The 16,248-nt window shown below is 37.0% G+C and carries 15 protein-coding genes; 5 read left to right on the forward strand and 10 right to left on the reverse strand.

Annotated features, from left to right (window positions below; genetic code table 11):
• Nucleotides 1-42 precede the first annotated feature (42 nt).
• Nucleotides 43-1,404 carry an oxygen-independent coproporphyrinogen III oxidase gene (hemN, locus tag I600_RS15975; protein WP_058105569.1) on the forward strand — a complete coding sequence of 454 codons (1,362 nt, stop codon included), beginning with the start codon at nucleotides 43-45 and terminating at the stop codon, nucleotides 1,402-1,404.
• Nucleotides 1,405-1,441: 37 nt separating this feature from the next.
• Nucleotides 1,442-2,263, forward strand: coding sequence for a universal stress protein (locus I600_RS15980; RefSeq protein WP_058105570.1), 822 nt, complete (start codon nucleotides 1,442-1,444; stop codon nucleotides 2,261-2,263).
• 85 nt (nucleotides 2,264-2,348) lie between these two features.
• On the opposite strand, the gene I600_RS15985 is transcribed toward I600_RS15980, so the two are convergent.
• The 10 genes from I600_RS15985 to I600_RS16030 all read right to left on the reverse strand — a co-directional run bounded on the left by I600_RS15985 (nucleotide 2,349) and on the right by I600_RS16030 (nucleotide 13,439).
• Nucleotides 2,349-3,803: a vanadium-dependent haloperoxidase gene (locus I600_RS15985; RefSeq protein WP_058105571.1), complete on the reverse strand. Its 1,455-nt coding sequence runs from the start codon at nucleotides 3,801-3,803 to the stop codon at nucleotides 2,349-2,351.
• Between the two features lie 65 nt (nucleotides 3,804-3,868).
• Nucleotides 3,869-4,360 carry a hypothetical protein gene (locus tag I600_RS15990; protein ID WP_058105572.1) on the reverse strand — a complete coding sequence of 164 codons (492 nt, stop codon included), beginning with the start codon at nucleotides 4,358-4,360 and terminating at the stop codon, nucleotides 3,869-3,871.
• Nucleotides 4,361-4,387: 27 nt separating this feature from the next.
• Entirely contained in the window at nucleotides 4,388-5,092 is a 705-nt protein-coding gene (locus I600_RS15995) for a sulfite exporter TauE/SafE family protein (protein ID WP_058105573.1), read from the reverse strand.
• A gap of 3 nt (nucleotides 5,093-5,095) precedes the next feature.
• Nucleotides 5,096-5,542 (reverse strand): FixH family protein, encoded by a 447-nt coding sequence (locus I600_RS16000; protein ID WP_058105574.1) that lies wholly within the window; start codon nucleotides 5,540-5,542, stop codon nucleotides 5,096-5,098.
• Between the two features lie 108 nt (nucleotides 5,543-5,650).
• Entirely contained in the window at nucleotides 5,651-7,069 is a 1,419-nt protein-coding gene (gene ccoG / locus I600_RS16005) for a cytochrome c oxidase accessory protein CcoG (RefSeq protein WP_058105575.1), read from the reverse strand.
• Nucleotides 7,070-7,116: 47 nt separating this feature from the next.
• Complete coding sequence (locus I600_RS16010; protein WP_082643007.1) at nucleotides 7,117-8,073, reverse strand: cbb3-type cytochrome c oxidase N-terminal domain-containing protein; 957 nt, start codon at nucleotides 8,071-8,073, stop codon at nucleotides 7,117-7,119.
• Nucleotides 8,070-8,261: a cytochrome c oxidase subunit IV gene (locus I600_RS16015; RefSeq protein WP_058105576.1), complete on the reverse strand. Its 192-nt coding sequence runs from the start codon at nucleotides 8,259-8,261 to the stop codon at nucleotides 8,070-8,072. The genes I600_RS16010 and I600_RS16015 overlap by 4 nt, the downstream gene beginning before the upstream one ends.
• Before the next feature lie 5 nt (nucleotides 8,262-8,266).
• The gene (gene ccoN, locus I600_RS16020; protein ID WP_058105577.1) at nucleotides 8,267-10,471 is read right to left on the reverse strand and encodes a cytochrome-c oxidase, cbb3-type subunit I; all 2,205 of its coding nucleotides are present in this window, start codon (nucleotides 10,469-10,471) and stop codon (nucleotides 8,267-8,269) included.
• A gap of 105 nt (nucleotides 10,472-10,576) precedes the next feature.
• On the reverse strand, nucleotides 10,577-10,756 hold the full coding sequence (gene ccoS / locus I600_RS16025) for a cbb3-type cytochrome oxidase assembly protein CcoS (protein WP_058105578.1): 180 nt from the start codon (nucleotides 10,754-10,756) through the stop codon (nucleotides 10,577-10,579).
• 289 nt (nucleotides 10,757-11,045) lie between these two features.
• Complete coding sequence (locus I600_RS16030) at nucleotides 11,046-13,439, reverse strand: heavy metal translocating P-type ATPase (RefSeq protein ID WP_058105656.1); 2,394 nt, start codon at nucleotides 13,437-13,439, stop codon at nucleotides 11,046-11,048.
• A 118-nt stretch (nucleotides 13,440-13,557) separates the two neighbouring features.
• On the opposite strand from I600_RS16030, the gene I600_RS16035 reads away from it, so the two are divergent.
• The 3 genes from I600_RS16035 to rpiA all read left to right on the forward strand — a co-directional run bounded on the left by I600_RS16035 (nucleotide 13,558) and on the right by rpiA (nucleotide 16,030).
• Entirely contained in the window at nucleotides 13,558-14,247 is a 690-nt protein-coding gene (locus I600_RS16035; RefSeq protein WP_058105579.1) for a Crp/Fnr family transcriptional regulator, read from the forward strand.
• An 80-nt stretch (nucleotides 14,248-14,327) separates the two neighbouring features.
• Nucleotides 14,328-15,182 carry a universal stress protein gene (locus I600_RS16040; protein WP_058105580.1) on the forward strand — a complete coding sequence of 285 codons (855 nt, stop codon included), beginning with the start codon at nucleotides 14,328-14,330 and terminating at the stop codon, nucleotides 15,180-15,182.
• Nucleotides 15,183-15,352: 170 nt separating this feature from the next.
• Nucleotides 15,353-16,030, forward strand: coding sequence for a ribose-5-phosphate isomerase RpiA (rpiA, locus tag I600_RS16045; RefSeq protein ID WP_082643008.1), 678 nt, complete (start codon nucleotides 15,353-15,355; stop codon nucleotides 16,028-16,030).
• Nucleotides 16,031-16,248 lie beyond the last annotated feature (218 nt).

A 16,248-nucleotide genomic window follows, 5' to 3' on the forward strand; every position in this document is an offset into this window, starting at 1 on the left:
TGGTTTTTATGACGTGTATGTTTGTTATTAAATAAGATAAATATGTGCTCGCTTGTTCAAAAGTATAATATACCAGGACCCAGATATACAAGTTACCCTACCGTACCTTTTTGGGATGTAAATACCTTCTCAGGTAAGAAATGGGAAGAAACGGTGAAAAAAAGTTTTCATGCCAGTAATTCTTTGACCGGTATCAGTCTCTATATTCATTTACCGTTTTGCGAAAACATGTGCACGTTCTGCGGATGTCATAAGCGAATTACCAAAAGGCATGATGTAGAATTACCTTATATAAAATCGATCTTAAAAGAATGGAGTTTGTATAGGGCAATGTTCGATGAAAAACCAGTTATAAAAGAATTGCATTTGGGTGGTGGTACACCTACTTTTTTTAGTCCAGAACATTTAGTGTTTTTAATTGAGGGTATTTTAAGACACGCCGATAAAGCCTCTGATGCCGAATTTAGTTTTGAGGGGCACCCTAACAACACCACTAAAGAACATTTACAGGCATTATATGATGTAGGATTTAGAAGAGTAAGTTTTGGAGTACAGGATTACAATGAAACGGTTCAAAAAGCAATACACAGAATTCAACCTTTTGATAATGTAAAAAATGTTACTGAATGGGCTAGGGAAATAGGATATACATCAATAAGTCATGATATCATTTTTGGGTTACCGCATCAAAAACTTGAACATGTGATAAATACTATTGAAAAGACCAAGGAGCTTAAACCGGACCGTATTGCTTTTTATAGTTATGCACATGTTCCCTGGTTGGCAGGTAATGGGCAAAGAGGCTATAATGAAGAAGATTTACCGACTGGTGATGAAAAGCGAAAACAATATGAACTTGGCAAAGAACTCTTGTTAAAATTTGGCTATCACGAAATTGGAATGGACCATTTTGCGCTTGAGACCGATAGTTTATATCAAGCGATGGAGAAGGGAAGTCTACATAGAAATTTTATGGGCTATACAAGTTTTAATACCCATTTAATGGTAGGCTTAGGAGCTTCTAGTATAAGTGATAGCTGGTTTGGTTTTGCACAGAACGTGAAAAATGTAGAGGAATATCAAAATCTGGTGGAAAATGATATTATACCGTTATATAGAGGACATATTTTAACGGATGAAGATCAAATAATTAGAAGGCATATCTTAAATTTAATGTGCCAGTTTAAAACAACTTGGACAGCCTTTAAACTATATCTACCGCAAATGGATGACATTCTAGATCGACTTAAAGAATTGGAGGAAGATGGAATTGTAACCGTTAAGGAAAATAGTTTAACCATAACAGAGAAGGGTAGACCATTTGTGCGAAATGTGTGTATGGCATTTGATTTGCCTTTACAAAAGAAAAAGCCAAATACTCGGTTGTTTTCAATGACCGTTTAAATATATCGCCGTCAGTTTAATTACTAAATACAAAATCATGAAAAAAATTATAGTACTTACAGATTTTTCAGAACCTTCGGAAAACGCCTTAAAAGCTGCTGCGGATCTGGCTAAAAAGCATGATGTGGAACTTTTTGTGGTGCATATGTTAGAGCTTAACCAAGCCATATTGACCTCACCGGATGGTATGTATATAGAACAGACCGTCTTTTTAGTAAAACTGGCAGAGAAAAACTTGGAAGAGTTTCTACAAAAACCATATTTAGACGGTATAAAAGTGACACCGGTCATTAAACATTATAAAGTTTACAGTGAGTTAGACGCTATTGCAGAAGAACACAATGCAGATTTAATAGTAATGGGCTCTAATGGTTCTAGCGGATTTGAAGAAATATTCATTGGTTCAAATGCCGAAAAGGTAGTTAGAAATGCTACTGTTCCGGTATTGGTCATAAAAGGTGAAGTAAATGGCCTAAGCATTGATAGATTTGTATTTGCCTGTGATTTCAATGACGATAACTTACCGGCTTTTCAAAAAGCCAGAGAGTTTGCAGACATGATCAATGCTAAAATGGAAGTAGTGTTCATAAATACGCCTAATGATGCCTTTATGAGCAATAGGGATGCATATCAAAAAATAAATAAGTTTCTTACGAAAGCGAATGCCGCCGTTCAGGTTGAAATCTACAATGACTATAGTGTAGAGCAAGGAATCTTAAATTATGGTAATACCATTTTAGCAGATGCCATTGCAATGCCTACCCATGGTAGAAAAGGAATTTCACATCTGTTTAATGGCAGTATAGGGGAAGATGTTGTCAACCATGCAAGAATACCCGTGATTACCTTTAAAATATAGCAGCTAACCAAAGCCTATAAGCAAAATCAACCCCAAGGAAATTTATCTCCTTGGGGTTGATTATTTATATACGATAGATGATGGTTTAGTTTCCTAAGTGCTCATTGTAAAATTTCCAAGCTTGCTGTGCAACATCTCTCCCTAATTTTAACCCTGCAACATTATCCGCTTGTATATGATAACCGCCCATTACCCTAGATATGCCCGCCATATTTGCAGCCTCGGTAAATGTAGGAAAGGTAATGGTCACGGGTTTTCCATAATGCGCCGTATCTATTTCGGTTAAGCTACCGGGAATTTTTTCCACAGACTCTCCAAAGTAATCGTTACCGGTAAATAAACGTAACACTTCTGCGCAACCACCGCTAATGGTGCTATGACCGGAAGTATAACTTGGAAATGGTGGACAAAGAAAAATATCTGGGGAATAAGGCCTCCATTCCTGTCCGTTCATTTCAATTATTCCTTTACCTGGTCCGCCCCAAGCTTTTATTTTTTTATCCTTATAGTACTCATGTACTAGGGCATAAGGTCTTGCGTAATCATAGAACATTTTTGAATCCCAAGAAGCAATAAAAGCATCCATCGCCGTAATTTCCGTTAAGAAATACATTTTTACATCTTGGTCTAATGTATGATTGTCGCGACGAGAAACGTCTTGTGCAAATTTAAGCCAGTGTCCTGCCTGTTGCACAGATTGGGGACCGTCTCGCATAAATTCCACCAGAGCTTTGTCCTCATCAGAAAGGTTGGCTTGTAAGTCGACCACTTCTTTTACTTCTTCTTTTAATTGCTCTGAACCAACCATTGGTGGTGGTCCCGGTCTAAATTGATCAGCAGATGACATAGTGATTGGTTTAACCTTTTGCCAATATGGTGTAAGGCATCCTGGGGCATATTGACCACCGTTACCATCGGAGAAATATTTTGGTTGCCAACGGTTGATATCGGTACTTTCATCTGCGGTATTTACTGGGCTATAATGGGTATAGTCAAAATAAGCTTCTCCGTTAGAGCCTTCCACTTCACCATATTGGTTGCTGCCATCATTTTTTCTTGCATCTATTACAGCTTTGGCAGATAAATTACCAATACCCTCAGGCGTTGTTGGGTCTGTAGAGGTATTGTCAGGATCTAAACCTAATTGAACCATGAATTCTCTGAACATTTTGGTATCGGAATAGTAGTATTCTTTCATAGCACCAAAAGCAGCGTAGCTTATTGCTATTTCTTTGTTTTTAAGGGTCTGTTCGGTTAAAGGCCTTCTATCAATATTGGTCAAGTAAACAGGAATGGCATTTTCATCATATCTAGACCAGGCATCAAAGATAGAAGTAAAGATCAAACCCAAGTAGCGAGATGTAATGGTAGGCCTGGGTTTAAATTTCTCTGTGTCCGATGCGGTGGCATCCAAAGCCATTTTTCCCCATTTATAGGCTATATTGTCAACACCCTTTGGTTCTTCAGGTTTTTCTTGTGCGAAATTGATGGTAGCGGATATCACGATAAATGCTACCGATAAGAGTAACTTACAATTCATTCTTGTAGTGGTTGGTTGTTTTTTTGGTGTTTTAAATATAATAATGAGTTTTCAACCATTAAAATTTAAGCTGTAAGAACATTCTGCATATAATCAAATAATTGCTGCATTTGAGGTTGTCCTTTCTTTTTACCGCGTCTACCTGCAAAATAGAGAACAAACCACAGCGCAATAAGTACTATCATGATGATGATTTGAATATGATATTCTTTATATAAAGATGCACTGGAATATGCCCATATTGCTACAATGATAAACAGGGTTGCAATGACAAAGTGAACAAACATAAAGAAGGTCCATAGGGTTGGGTTAGGTCCAAAAATGCCATATAATTTACAACTGCCATCATCCTTATCCTCAAATTCTAAGTGTAGTTGTGGCGACCAAAAATGATTTTCCCTTTCATTGAGTTTGATAAAAATATGTTCGCCCAATCTCTTGACAAGAAAAGGAGGTTTGGCGGCATGTTCAAATTTAGATATTATAAATTCCTTAGGTTTGGTCACTTGCATTTGAAACCTTGGGCGAAGCACTATTTCGTTCGGTAGCGGTTTCATAAGATTCAATTTATTTGGTTATCGTCATTAGTTATGACATTCTATAGCACTAGATACCAATTGGGTAACTGGAGCAGGGGATACATAAGGAATACCCAAGCCAAGACCTCTAAGAATAAAAAGCGCACCAATAATAATTACAAATACGGGAATGGCTTTTTGCACTTTTTGTCTAATGCCTCCTTTTAATAAGTTGCTAAAATAAATGGCAGCCGTCATTAGCGGTAAAGTACCAACGCCAAAAAGCATCATATATAAACTGCCCTGCAAAGCATCACCCATGGCAATAGAACCAAAAAGAGCCATATATACTAGACCACATGGTAAAAAACCATTTAGAAAACCAATGGTTAAAAATGTATCGGGCGATTTCTTTTTAAGCTCTTTGCCCAATTGATTTTTAACTTTTGATATGACTTTGTAAATAGGTTTGGACAAGTTGTACTTGTTGAAAGTTTGATACGGAATCAAAACGATCAGGATCATTATAATACCAATAGCAATAGAAAGTTTCTGTTGTATACCAAAGATGGAAAGCCCTTTACCTAATAGTCCAAATACAAGACCTATGATGCCGTAAGCCAATAGACGACCAAAATGATAGATAAATATTTGTCCGAATTTTTTATAATTATTTGTTCTATCTACAGGAAGCATAAAGGCAATGGGTCCACACATACCTACGCAGTGCAAACTTCCCATAAGACCTAGTATAAGGGCAGATAATAACATGGTTTATAAGGTTATACTTTCTTTATGTAAAAATTCTTTACCGGCATATTCCCAGAAAATTTTTATATCCCAACGACCTTCCAACAATTGATTGTCCGGTATGAGCAATTGTGAATTGGATAAACTAATGGGCAAATTAAAATCCAAATTCTTGTTGGAAGGTCTATAAAGGGATACGATACCATTGATATTGGTATCATTAAATCCATCGGGAAAAATAACGAGTAAACCCTCTGGAGATTTTTTGAGTCTTATTTGTGACGACGCTGCACGTGCGTTGGTCTCCGCATCTATTTCTTTTTGATAGCCAAGCTCTGCTTTATAATATTCTTCTGTCACCAGATCATGGTTGGCATCATGACTTGTGGTCATTTTAACCACAAAAAACATAATAAAACTAATGAAAGCTATAATAGCTATTACAATACCGGTACCCCAATTTATTTTCATGATGCTATATTTTTATTGGCACCGCTAAAGGGTATAATACCCCGAAGCTTGCCTCGAATTTAAAAGTTTGTATCTTTTGAATGCCTCATGAACTTGCCCTGAGGTGTTTTACTTATAACTACGTGGTGCTAAAAAACGAGCCGTAGTAGTCTCAATTAACTTATCGTTACTATATACCCCAATTTTAAGGTTGTTCTTATCGCCGCTAAGCGCAGATGCATTAATTTCTATGAACAAAGTACCTTCAGCAAGGGCTTCTGGTTCAACATCAAAATTCTCATGTCTAACCAGTTTAATTTCTCCTTTGGGAGAGATGAGTTCAAAATGAACATTTTCAACCGCCTTTGTGGTTTTGTTCAACAATTTATAGGTGTAAACATTGCTAATGATGTTTCCTTCCTTATGTTCATATAGCTGCCCAGGTAACCTTAGAATATTTGCTTCAAGGTCATTTCTTAAAAACATCATACCAATAAGAACACCTGTTAAAATCACCAAAACAGCGGTATATCCTTTTAAGCGAGGCGTAAATTTGAACTTTTCCTTTTTGGTAATCTCATCTTCACTGGCATAACGTATTAATCCCTTGGGCAGGTTTACCTTTTCCATGATCGTATCGCACTCATCTATACAAGCAGTACAGTTAACACACTCTAGTTGTGTTCCGTTTCTAATATCTATACCAGTTGGGCAAACGTTTACACATTGAAAACAGTCAATACAATCCCCATGGCCCAAAGCTGTTCTATCTTCATTTTTACGCCATTTTTTTCTACCGTTTTCAGCTTCACCACGTTTATGGTCATAGGCAACGACAATAGATTTATTATCTAATAAAACTCCTTGCATACGACCGTATGGACAGGCAATGATACAAACCTGTTCTCTAAACCATGCGAATACAAAATAGAATACCGCGGTGAAAATCAATAATGATACCATGGTACTAATGTGCTGTGCAGGTCCGTCGGTAATGTATTGAATCAAGCGATCACTACCTATTAGGTAAGCAAGAAATACATTGGCTATAATGAACGATATAATAAAAAAGATGAACCATTTTAAAACGCGTTTACGAATTTTCTCGGCATTCCATTCTTGTCGGTCTAATCGCATTTGAGCACCACGATCACCATCTATCCAATATTCAATTCTACGGAAAACCATTTCCATGAATATGGTCTGTGGGCACATCCATCCGCAGAATATGCGTCCAAAAGCAACGGTAAATAGAGCTATGAAAACTACACCAATAATCATGGAGATAACAAAAAGGTGAAAGTCTTGCGGATAAAACGGAAATCCAAAGATGTTGAATCGTCTTTCCAGCACATTGAACATTAAAAATTGGTTGCCGTTTATTTTGATAAAAGGAGACGCGATCAAAAAGGTAAGTAAAACGTAGCTTACATACTTTCTATACTTATACAGTTTGCCACTGGGTTTTTTTGGAAATACCCAAGCCCGTTTTCCATCTTCCTTTATGGTTCCTATAGAATCCCTGAAGTGATCTTGATCTTGTGACATTTTATCTTTTTAACAGCATGTACAAGGCATTTCCCTTGCACTAAAATTTAGTTCATAGTTACCGCAGCCGAGTCGATTGCAACTTCTGGAGCAACAACTTCTTCTGTACTATTTTCAACGGGGGCGTTAGGGTCTTCCCAAATATCACCTTCGGGTGCCTTGGGGTTTGCCGGTGTGGTACCTTGAAAACTTAATACATAACTAGCTACTTGCGCAATTTCAGCAGGTTTCAGGTTTTGTTTCCAAGCGATCATACCCTTACCATCACGACCACCTTCAGATATGGTATTGAACACATTTTTAATGCCACCGCCAAGAATCCAATGGTTGTCGGTTAAATTTGGACCAATACCACCGCCACCATCAGCCATATGACACGCAACACAGTTACTTTCAAAGATGCCTTTACCTGCATTTAGGTCTGCCGCATCGGTCAATAGTTCAACAGTACTGGCATCAACAAGATCTTTAGCGGTTTTTTTGTACGCTTCAATTTCTAATTGGGCGGCAGCCACTTCTTGCTCGTATTCAAGGTCTTGGTCATAATCGTTAAAGACATGAAAGCGAGCCAAGTAAACTACCCCAAAAACAATAGAGGCGTAGAAAAGATATACCCACCAAGGGGGTAAATTGTTATCTAATTCACGAATACCATCATAGTTATGGTCAAGAATAATTTCTTCTTCTGACTCTATTGGCTTGCTGCCCAACATTTTGGCATACATTTTTTTACCCCAGGTCCATTCCCACTTTTTTTCCTTCTCTGCCAAGTATCTTACTTTAGCTTCATCATCTAAAGTATTATAAAGCACATTTTCAATAGCTTGAACAATGAAGGCAATCGCAATTAATAGCAATAAGATAAGTGTCATAAAACCGAACATTAAAGTAGGGTAGGCTATAAAAGCCGGCTTATCGCCACTATCAATATAAATTTCCAAAAGTACGATGACCAAGAAAAAGGCCACGGTTATTCTCAACCACCAAGCTGTAGTATTTTTCATATTTCGTTATTTAGTTGGTTATCTTCTTCTAAAGGCAATTCGCTAACTTCTTTTATGTATGATTTTGATGCGGTTATGACCCACCAGAATAACAATGTGAAGAACACAAAGAAGATCAGTAATGATATCATGGGGTAGGTAGCTACACCATCAATAGTTTCCATGTAACCTTTTACAAATTTGAACATGACTTTTAGTTTTTGTTATCAGATAATAATTCTCCAGTTTCCTTCACTTTTATATCCGTACCCAAACGTTGTAGGTAAGCAATTAGGGAAACAATTTCACGATCTCTCATTTCTATAAAATCCTCTCCATTTTCTGCAGCATATTTTTTATCGGCTTCATAAGTCTTTGCAAAATCAGGATCGCTGTACAGGTTTTTTTCAATTTGTGTTGCTTGCGCATCCATTGAAGCTTCTGCACTTGCAATGTCTTCATCTGTATAAGGAACACCTAAACTGACCATAGCTTCCATTTTTGCTTGTATATCGCTTCTGTCATGCTCATTTCTAACCAGCCAAGCATATGCGGGCATTATAGAACCAGATGAGGTGCTTTGTGGATCGTACATATGGTTTAGGTGCCAGTTGTCCGAGTATTTGCCACCAACCCTTAATAGATCCGGTCCTGTACGTTTACTACCCCAAAGGAACGGGTGGTCATAAACAAACTCCCCAGCTTTGGCATACTCACCATAGCGTTCCACTTCACTTCTAAATGGACGTACCATTTGAGAGTGACAGCTAACACAGCCTTCACGAATGTATAAGTCACGACCTTCCAATTCTAAAGGTGTATATGGTTTTACACTTGTAATGGTAGGTATGTTGGACTTTACCAAAATGGTAGGTACAATTTGAATAATACCTCCAATTAATATGGCAATAGTAGCCAGAATGGTCAATTGAATTGGCTTACGCTCTAACCAAGTATGGAAGGTTTCGCCAGCGGTTCTTCTTTTAGATACACGTGTAAGTGCAGCAGCTTCGGCTAGTTCATCTTCAATAACGCTACCAGCTTTAATAGTGCGTACTACGTTGTATATCATTACAATTGCACCAACAATATAAAGGCTACCACCAATGGCACGCATCCAATACATAGGCATGATTTCGTTTACGGTTTCTAGAAAGTTACCGTAGACCAAAGTACCATCAGGATTAAAATCTTTCCACATTAGGGCCTGTGTAAATCCGGCAACGTACATTGGTAAGGCATACAGTATAATACCAAGTGTACCGATCCAGAAGTGGAAGTTGGCCAATGGGGTAGAGAATAATTTCTTCTTGGTCATTTTTGGTACTAACCAATAGATCATTCCAAAGGTCAAGAAACCGTTCCATGCCAACGCACCTACATGCACGTGGGCAATAATCCAATCACTGAAATGGGCAATGGCATTTACGTTTTTAAGTGAAAGCATGGGACCTTCAAAAGTTGCCATACCATAACCAGTGATAGCGACCACCATAAATTTTAGAACAGGATCAGTACGTACCTTGTCCCATGCTCCACGTAAGGTCAATAGTCCGTTGATCATACCACCCCAGGATGGAGCCAATAACATGATAGAAAAGGCAACACCTAAGTTCTGAGCCCAGTCTGGCAAAGCAGAATATAATAGGTGGTGCGGACCTGCCCATATATAGATAAAAATTAGCGACCAGAAGTGAACAATAGACAGTCTATAGGAGTAGACAGGTCTGTTTGCCGCTTTAGGTACAAAATAATACATAAGCCCCAAAAATGGTGTAGTCAAAAAGAAAGCAACCGCATTATGCCCATACCACCATTGTACCAATGCATCTTGCACACCTGCGTAAACAGAATAACTTTTTAATGCCGTAACCGGTAGTTCTAAGCTATTGAAAATATGGAGTACCGCAACAGTAACAAACGTAGCCAAATAGAACCAAATAGCCACATAAAGGTGACGTTGTCTTCTTTTGATCATGGTACCTATGAGGTTAACACCAAAAGCGACCCAAACAACGGCTATGGCTATATCTATTGGCCATTCTAGCTCAGCGTATTCTTTAGAACTGGTATACCCTAAGGGTAAGGTAATGGCGGCGGCTACAATAATCAACTGCCAGCCCCAAAAGTTGAATTTGCTCAAAAAATCGCTATACATACGAGCTTTCAACAAACGTTGGGTAGAGTAGTAGACACCCGCATAAATCGCATTACCTACAAATGCAAAAATGACGGCATTGGTATGTAAAGGCCTTAGACGACCAAAGCTTAACCATGATATGCCGTCGGTTAAATTAGGGAACATGAACATAAAGGCTAACAATAAGCCTACGGACATACCCACAATACCCCAAAACATGGTTGCATAAAGGAAATTTTTCACGATTTTGTTATCGTAATAAAACTGCTGTACTTCCATAATTATACTTGTTTATTTAGTTGGATTTTATTTTTATTAAATGGAGAACAGCGAGAAAAGAATTTAGAGAATAGACTCTTATTTATTTTCATATGTTCCACCCGTTCATTTATTTACTTCACTCTTCACTTTCTTTGGCTTTACCAATTCATCCTCAAAAAGCATTCTTACAGAAGGTGTGTAAGCATCGTCATATTGTCCTTTTTTGACCGATACGATAAAGGCGGCAAAAAAGATAATTGCGACCACTAGGCTAATTGCCAATAAAACATAGATTACACTCATACCAATCTTAATTATTCGGTAAATTTAGGGGGGTAGGCTACCTTAGAAAATGACAATTGTCATACTTTGATTTTTTTCTTAAAAAATATAAAAGGGGAGAAGGATTTATTATTAACATTAGCTATTTAAGGTATTGATAAATAATGTTTTACGTATTTTTTATTGAAGTTTGAAATAGTGGGTGTTATCATCAAAAAAATAAAGGAATGTAGTATGGCAAACCTGTTCATGAGTTTTGTCTGTACATACCTTGAAATTATTTAAGTACACGTATTTTTTTGGATTCAGATTAAGACAATTTTCTACCAATAAAGTTTGTCATGACTGTAGTAAATGCAACAATACTAATAGAGCTTAATGGCATAAGAATAGCGGCAATTACTGGTTCTAACTGTCCGGTTACCGCAAAATATAAGCCTACGCAATTATAGAGCAGCGATAGCATAAAACTCATTTTAATAATACGTATCGCTTTTTTAGATGCAAGCATATAACTGTACAATTGTTGAAATTTAGAAGCGTCTAAGATGGCATCACACGCGGGAGAGAAGACATTGATGTTTTCAGATATGGCAATACCTACATTACTTTGCGCCAATGCGCCGGCATCATTTAACCCATCACCAACCATAAGCACCTTTTTGCCTTGTTCTTGCAATGTTTTAATAAAAGCTAATTTATGCTCTGGTTTTTGATTGAAGAATAAGGGGGTAAGTTTGGGTAACAAAGCTTCCAATCTAGTTTTTTCTCCCTCATTGTCCCCAGATAAAATTGCCAGGTTCAAGGTCTGCGACATATTCTTGAAAGTAGTAGATAACCCTTCACGATATTGGTTTTGAAAAACATACCTGCCCTTATAATCGTTATTGGTACTAATATACATAGAGGTATCAAGCATATTTTCAGGGATTGCTTTGCCAACAAAATTTGCCGAACCAATTTTCATTTTTATGTTTCCCTTACTACTTACAAGTCCTTTGCCAATATGCTCTTCATACTCATCTAAGGTGATGATATTCTGTTCTTTAAGCAGATCATATAAAGATCTGCTTAAAGGGTGGTTAGATGCTCTTATGGTATTCTTTAAAAGAGATTCTTCTTCTGCGGTCAAAGGCATGCCTTCATAATAAGCAGTGCTTTTTTGACTAGTGGTTATGGTTCCTGTTTTATCAAAAATGGCAGTATCTATTTTGGCTAGTTGCTCAATGGTCTGGGTATTTTTAATGTAGAATTTTTTCTTTCCAAAAATGCGCAGCATATTTCCTAAGGTAAAAGGAGAAGCTAAAGCAATGGCGCATGGGCAAGCAATGATCAATACCGCCGTAAATACGTTCATGGCCTTAGTAGGGTCATGGAATAACCAAAAGGTGGTAGATACAATAGCAATAGTAAGTACAGCAATGGTAAAGCGCTTACCAATACTATCGGTCAGGTTTTGAAAAGTGGTGGTTTTATCTGTCTTAAAAACGGCATTGCTCCATAATTGTGTAAGGTAACTTTGCGAAACGGATTTTAAGGCTACCATTTCAATAACACCATTTAACTGTTTTCCACCGGCAAATAATTGTTCGCCAATTTCTTTATTTACAGGTTCAGATTCCCCAGATACAAAACTATAATCAATTTGTGCACTGCCGTATACTAAGGTGCCGTCTACAGGGATCATTTCTTCGTTTCTGATCAATATGCGATCCCCTTTTTCAATATTTTGAACAGGCACGGTTTCCTCTGTTCCGTCTGTGTTCAAACGGGTAATGGCAATAGGAAAATAGGACTTATAATCTCGCTCAAAAGATAGAAAACTATAGGTTCTTTGCTGAAAGAATTTGCCAAGTAAAAGAAAGAAAACCAACCCTGTAAGAGAGTCAAAAAATCCGCTACCCAGGTCAAAAGCAATATCAAAAGTACTTCTGAGAAAAAGCACTAGAATGCCTAAAGCAATGGGTACATCAATATTTAAGAGTTTGGCACGTAGCCCTTTAAAAGCCGATACAAAATAGTCCCATCCGGCATAAAAGACTACAGGTAATGAAAAAACGAACATCATCCACCGAAAAAGACCTTGATACTGGTTAAGCCAAAATTCACCACCGGAAGCCGCACTGGAACCTAGGTCAAAGTATTCGGGGAAAGATAAAAACATAACATTGCCAAAAGCAAAGCCTGCAACCCCAAGTTTGTATATAAGGCTTCTATCGGTCGCTTTCTTTTTTCCTTCAAAATCCTCTAAAGATATATATGGTTCATATCCAATTTTTGCCAATAGTAAAACTAGGGACTTTAATCCAAACTCTTTTGTATAGGTAACCCTAATGGTTTTCTTTGGGAAATCTACTTGAGAGTTCGTTACATTGTTGTTCAGTTTGTTCAGGTTTTCCAAAATCCAGATACATGAACTACAGTGTATTGTGGGTATATAAAGATTAACGATCTGTATGTTGCCATCATTAAACTCTAGTAGTTTGGTTATGATATCTTCATTATTCAAAAAATCATATTTGCCTTCTATGGCTTTTGGTGTAGAACCGGCCGCTTCTTGCAATTCGTAATAATGGGAGAGGTCGTTAGATGAAAAAATTTCATATACGGTCTTGCAACCGGTACAACAAAAAGACTTTTCTTCAAAAGTGATCAGTTGCCTATCACAAGGATCTCCGCAATGAAAACAAGTATTAACCTTCATAATCATTAACCAATTAAGTATACAAAGGTGAAAACCAATCACTTTTTAAAACATGATAATTGTCAGTTCTTAGCATAATTGGCTTGTTTAATTTTGTGTTATATTAAATTGTATAGCCATGGAAAGTAGATGTGAGAACTGTATTATAAGACAATTTAATTCGCTACGAGCATTGAGTAAAGAAGAGCTAAAAAAGGTCTCCAATGCCAAAATTTCCAAAAAGATAAAAAAGGGAGATGCATTGTTTTCAGAAGGGCAAAAGTTAGATGGCGTTTACTGCGTACGTAACGGTGTTTCTAAGTTGTCCAAGCTTAGTAGCAACGGGAAGGAGCAAATAGTAAAATTGACCAATAGGGGCGAAATAATGGGACAACGTTCTGTAATTGCAGAGGATTATACCAATTTGAGCGCCACGGCGATCAATGATATGGAGGTTTGTTTTATTCCCAAAGAAATAATTACGACAACTTTAAATACCAATCCATATTTTTCTTTAGAAGTGTTACGGCATATGGCGCACGATTTAAAAGAGGCAGATGATGTCATTGTAAATATGTCTCAGAAGACCGTAAAACAGCGCCTTGCAGAGGCATTATTGTATTTGAGACAGAACTATGGCGAAGACGAAAACGGTTTTCTGTTACTCACGTTAAGTAGAGATGATTATGCCAACATTGTAGGTGCCGCAACGGAATCTTTGATTAGAATGCTATCCGATTTTAGAAAGAAAGGGCTTATTAAAACCGAAGGTAAAAAAATAGGTATCGTAAACGATTGTGCCTTAAAAGAACTCATAGACGGGTTTTAAAATTTATATGATCTGATAAATGTCATAGTTTCTAGGGACCATGACATCTACATTTATCTTCATATTGATACGTTCTACTCATGAAAAACATTCTAATATCTACAGATTTTTCTTTGGCCGCATGGAATGCTACCGAGTTTGCACTACGTCTTTTTGCCGATACTACATGTACGTTCTATTTTTTAAATGCGTATACCCCAGAAATTTACAGTAATAGATTAATGGCGGGTAATGCTGTTGTAGAAGCCAAAGTTTGTACTGCACAGAAAGCATCGGAAAAGGGACTTTCAATGTTGCTGTCACGTGTTAAAAAGCAACATGGTAATCACCGTCATACCTATGTAAAAATCCCAACATTTTCATTGTTGATTGAAGAAGTGAAAGAGGCCATAGAAAAGTATGCTTTAGATTTTATAGTAATGGGCGCAACAGGAGAAGAAGAGGACCCTTCTTGTTTAATGGGTAGAAATGCGGTAAGGATTTTGGATAATGTACAAAATTGCCCTGTTTTAGTAATACCAAAAAAATTTACGTTTAGGGACCTAGCCAATATTGCCTTGGTGTCAGATGCAAATTATTTTTATAAGGGAAACGAATTGAATTCATTGTTAGAAGTATGTAGCGGTTTTAATAGCAGAGTTCATATTCTTAATTTTCAGAAATCTAATGATCATTTGAATACCCTTAAAAAATTGAATTTGTATACCATAGATAAAACACTACATAATGTATCACATGAATTTTACAATATATCGGTTAAGGACGCTTTATCTTTTACTTTAAGTACTTTCATTGATCAAAATAATTGTCAATTGGTTGTGGTATTCAGTAGTAATCATGAGTTTATGAAAAACCTGAGGCTTAATTATGTCATTGACAAGGCACATTTTTGTAAAGATGTGCCTATACTTTCATTAAAATCAATTGAAAATTGATGGCTGCTTTCAAATGATGAAAATAGAAAATCTGTAGTAATGTTTTTGCAATTGGTGTAGGGTGAATTCAAAAGCACTAAAGTTTTTTTTAGAACAAATGAACAATCACGGGAACATCGATCATTTATAAATATCTTTAGCGAAAATAACGAACCTAAATACCATTATAAGTGAGCGCGGTAAACGAGAAAAAAGTAGCAGCATTAGAGGCGGTAAAATTTATTGAATCAGGAATGAATGTAGGTCTAGGTACCGGATCTACGGCATTTTTTATGATTGAAGCCATTGGTGAAATGGTGCAGAACGGATTACACATCAAAGCCGTTGCAACATCTAACGAGACTGAAAAATTAGCAAGAAAACTAGGTATTGATGTCATTACCTTGGCAGAGGCAAAGCGGTTGAATGTTACCATTGATGGTGCGGATGAGGTAGATCAAGACTTTCAGTTGATCAAAGGCGGTGGAGGTGCATTGCTGCGCGAAAAAATTGTGGCACATAATTCCGATCTTAATATTGTTATTGCCGATTCTTCTAAAAGTGTAAAAAAACTAGGTAAGTTCAAATTGCCTATAGAAACCATTCCCTTTGCAACACAGCTTATCATAAAGGAACTTGAAGGCATGAAACTTAGTCCCGTTCAACGTTTAAAAGATGGTGAGCATTATAGAACGGACGAAAACAACGACATTATAGACATAGATATTTGGGATGCCGATGTTAAACTGACGACCTTAGAACAGCAATTAAAGACCATACCCGGTATAGTAGAAACAGGATTGTTCTTGTCCACTACCGATATTGTTATCATTGGGGAAGGGGATCAAGCAGTTGTCAAAAAGAGATAACTGCATTTTAGGGGTACAGAAAACGCTAAAATTGTTATAATATCCAGATTGTAAATATGCAAACCTGTGAAAGTCATTTAATGATTTCACTAGTGCAGGCATTCTTTGAATTTTGCTATTCCATTTATCAAAACATAAGTGTTTTATTTTGAGGGGATAAACCAAAAAATACATCAAGAGGCACGTGAAAAACTCTTCGAAAACCCTTTCGAAAGAGT

The sequence above is a fragment of the Maribacter dokdonensis DSW-8 genome (assembly GCF_001447995.1).
GTDB classification, from domain to species: domain Bacteria; phylum Bacteroidota; class Bacteroidia; order Flavobacteriales; family Flavobacteriaceae; genus Maribacter; species Maribacter dokdonensis.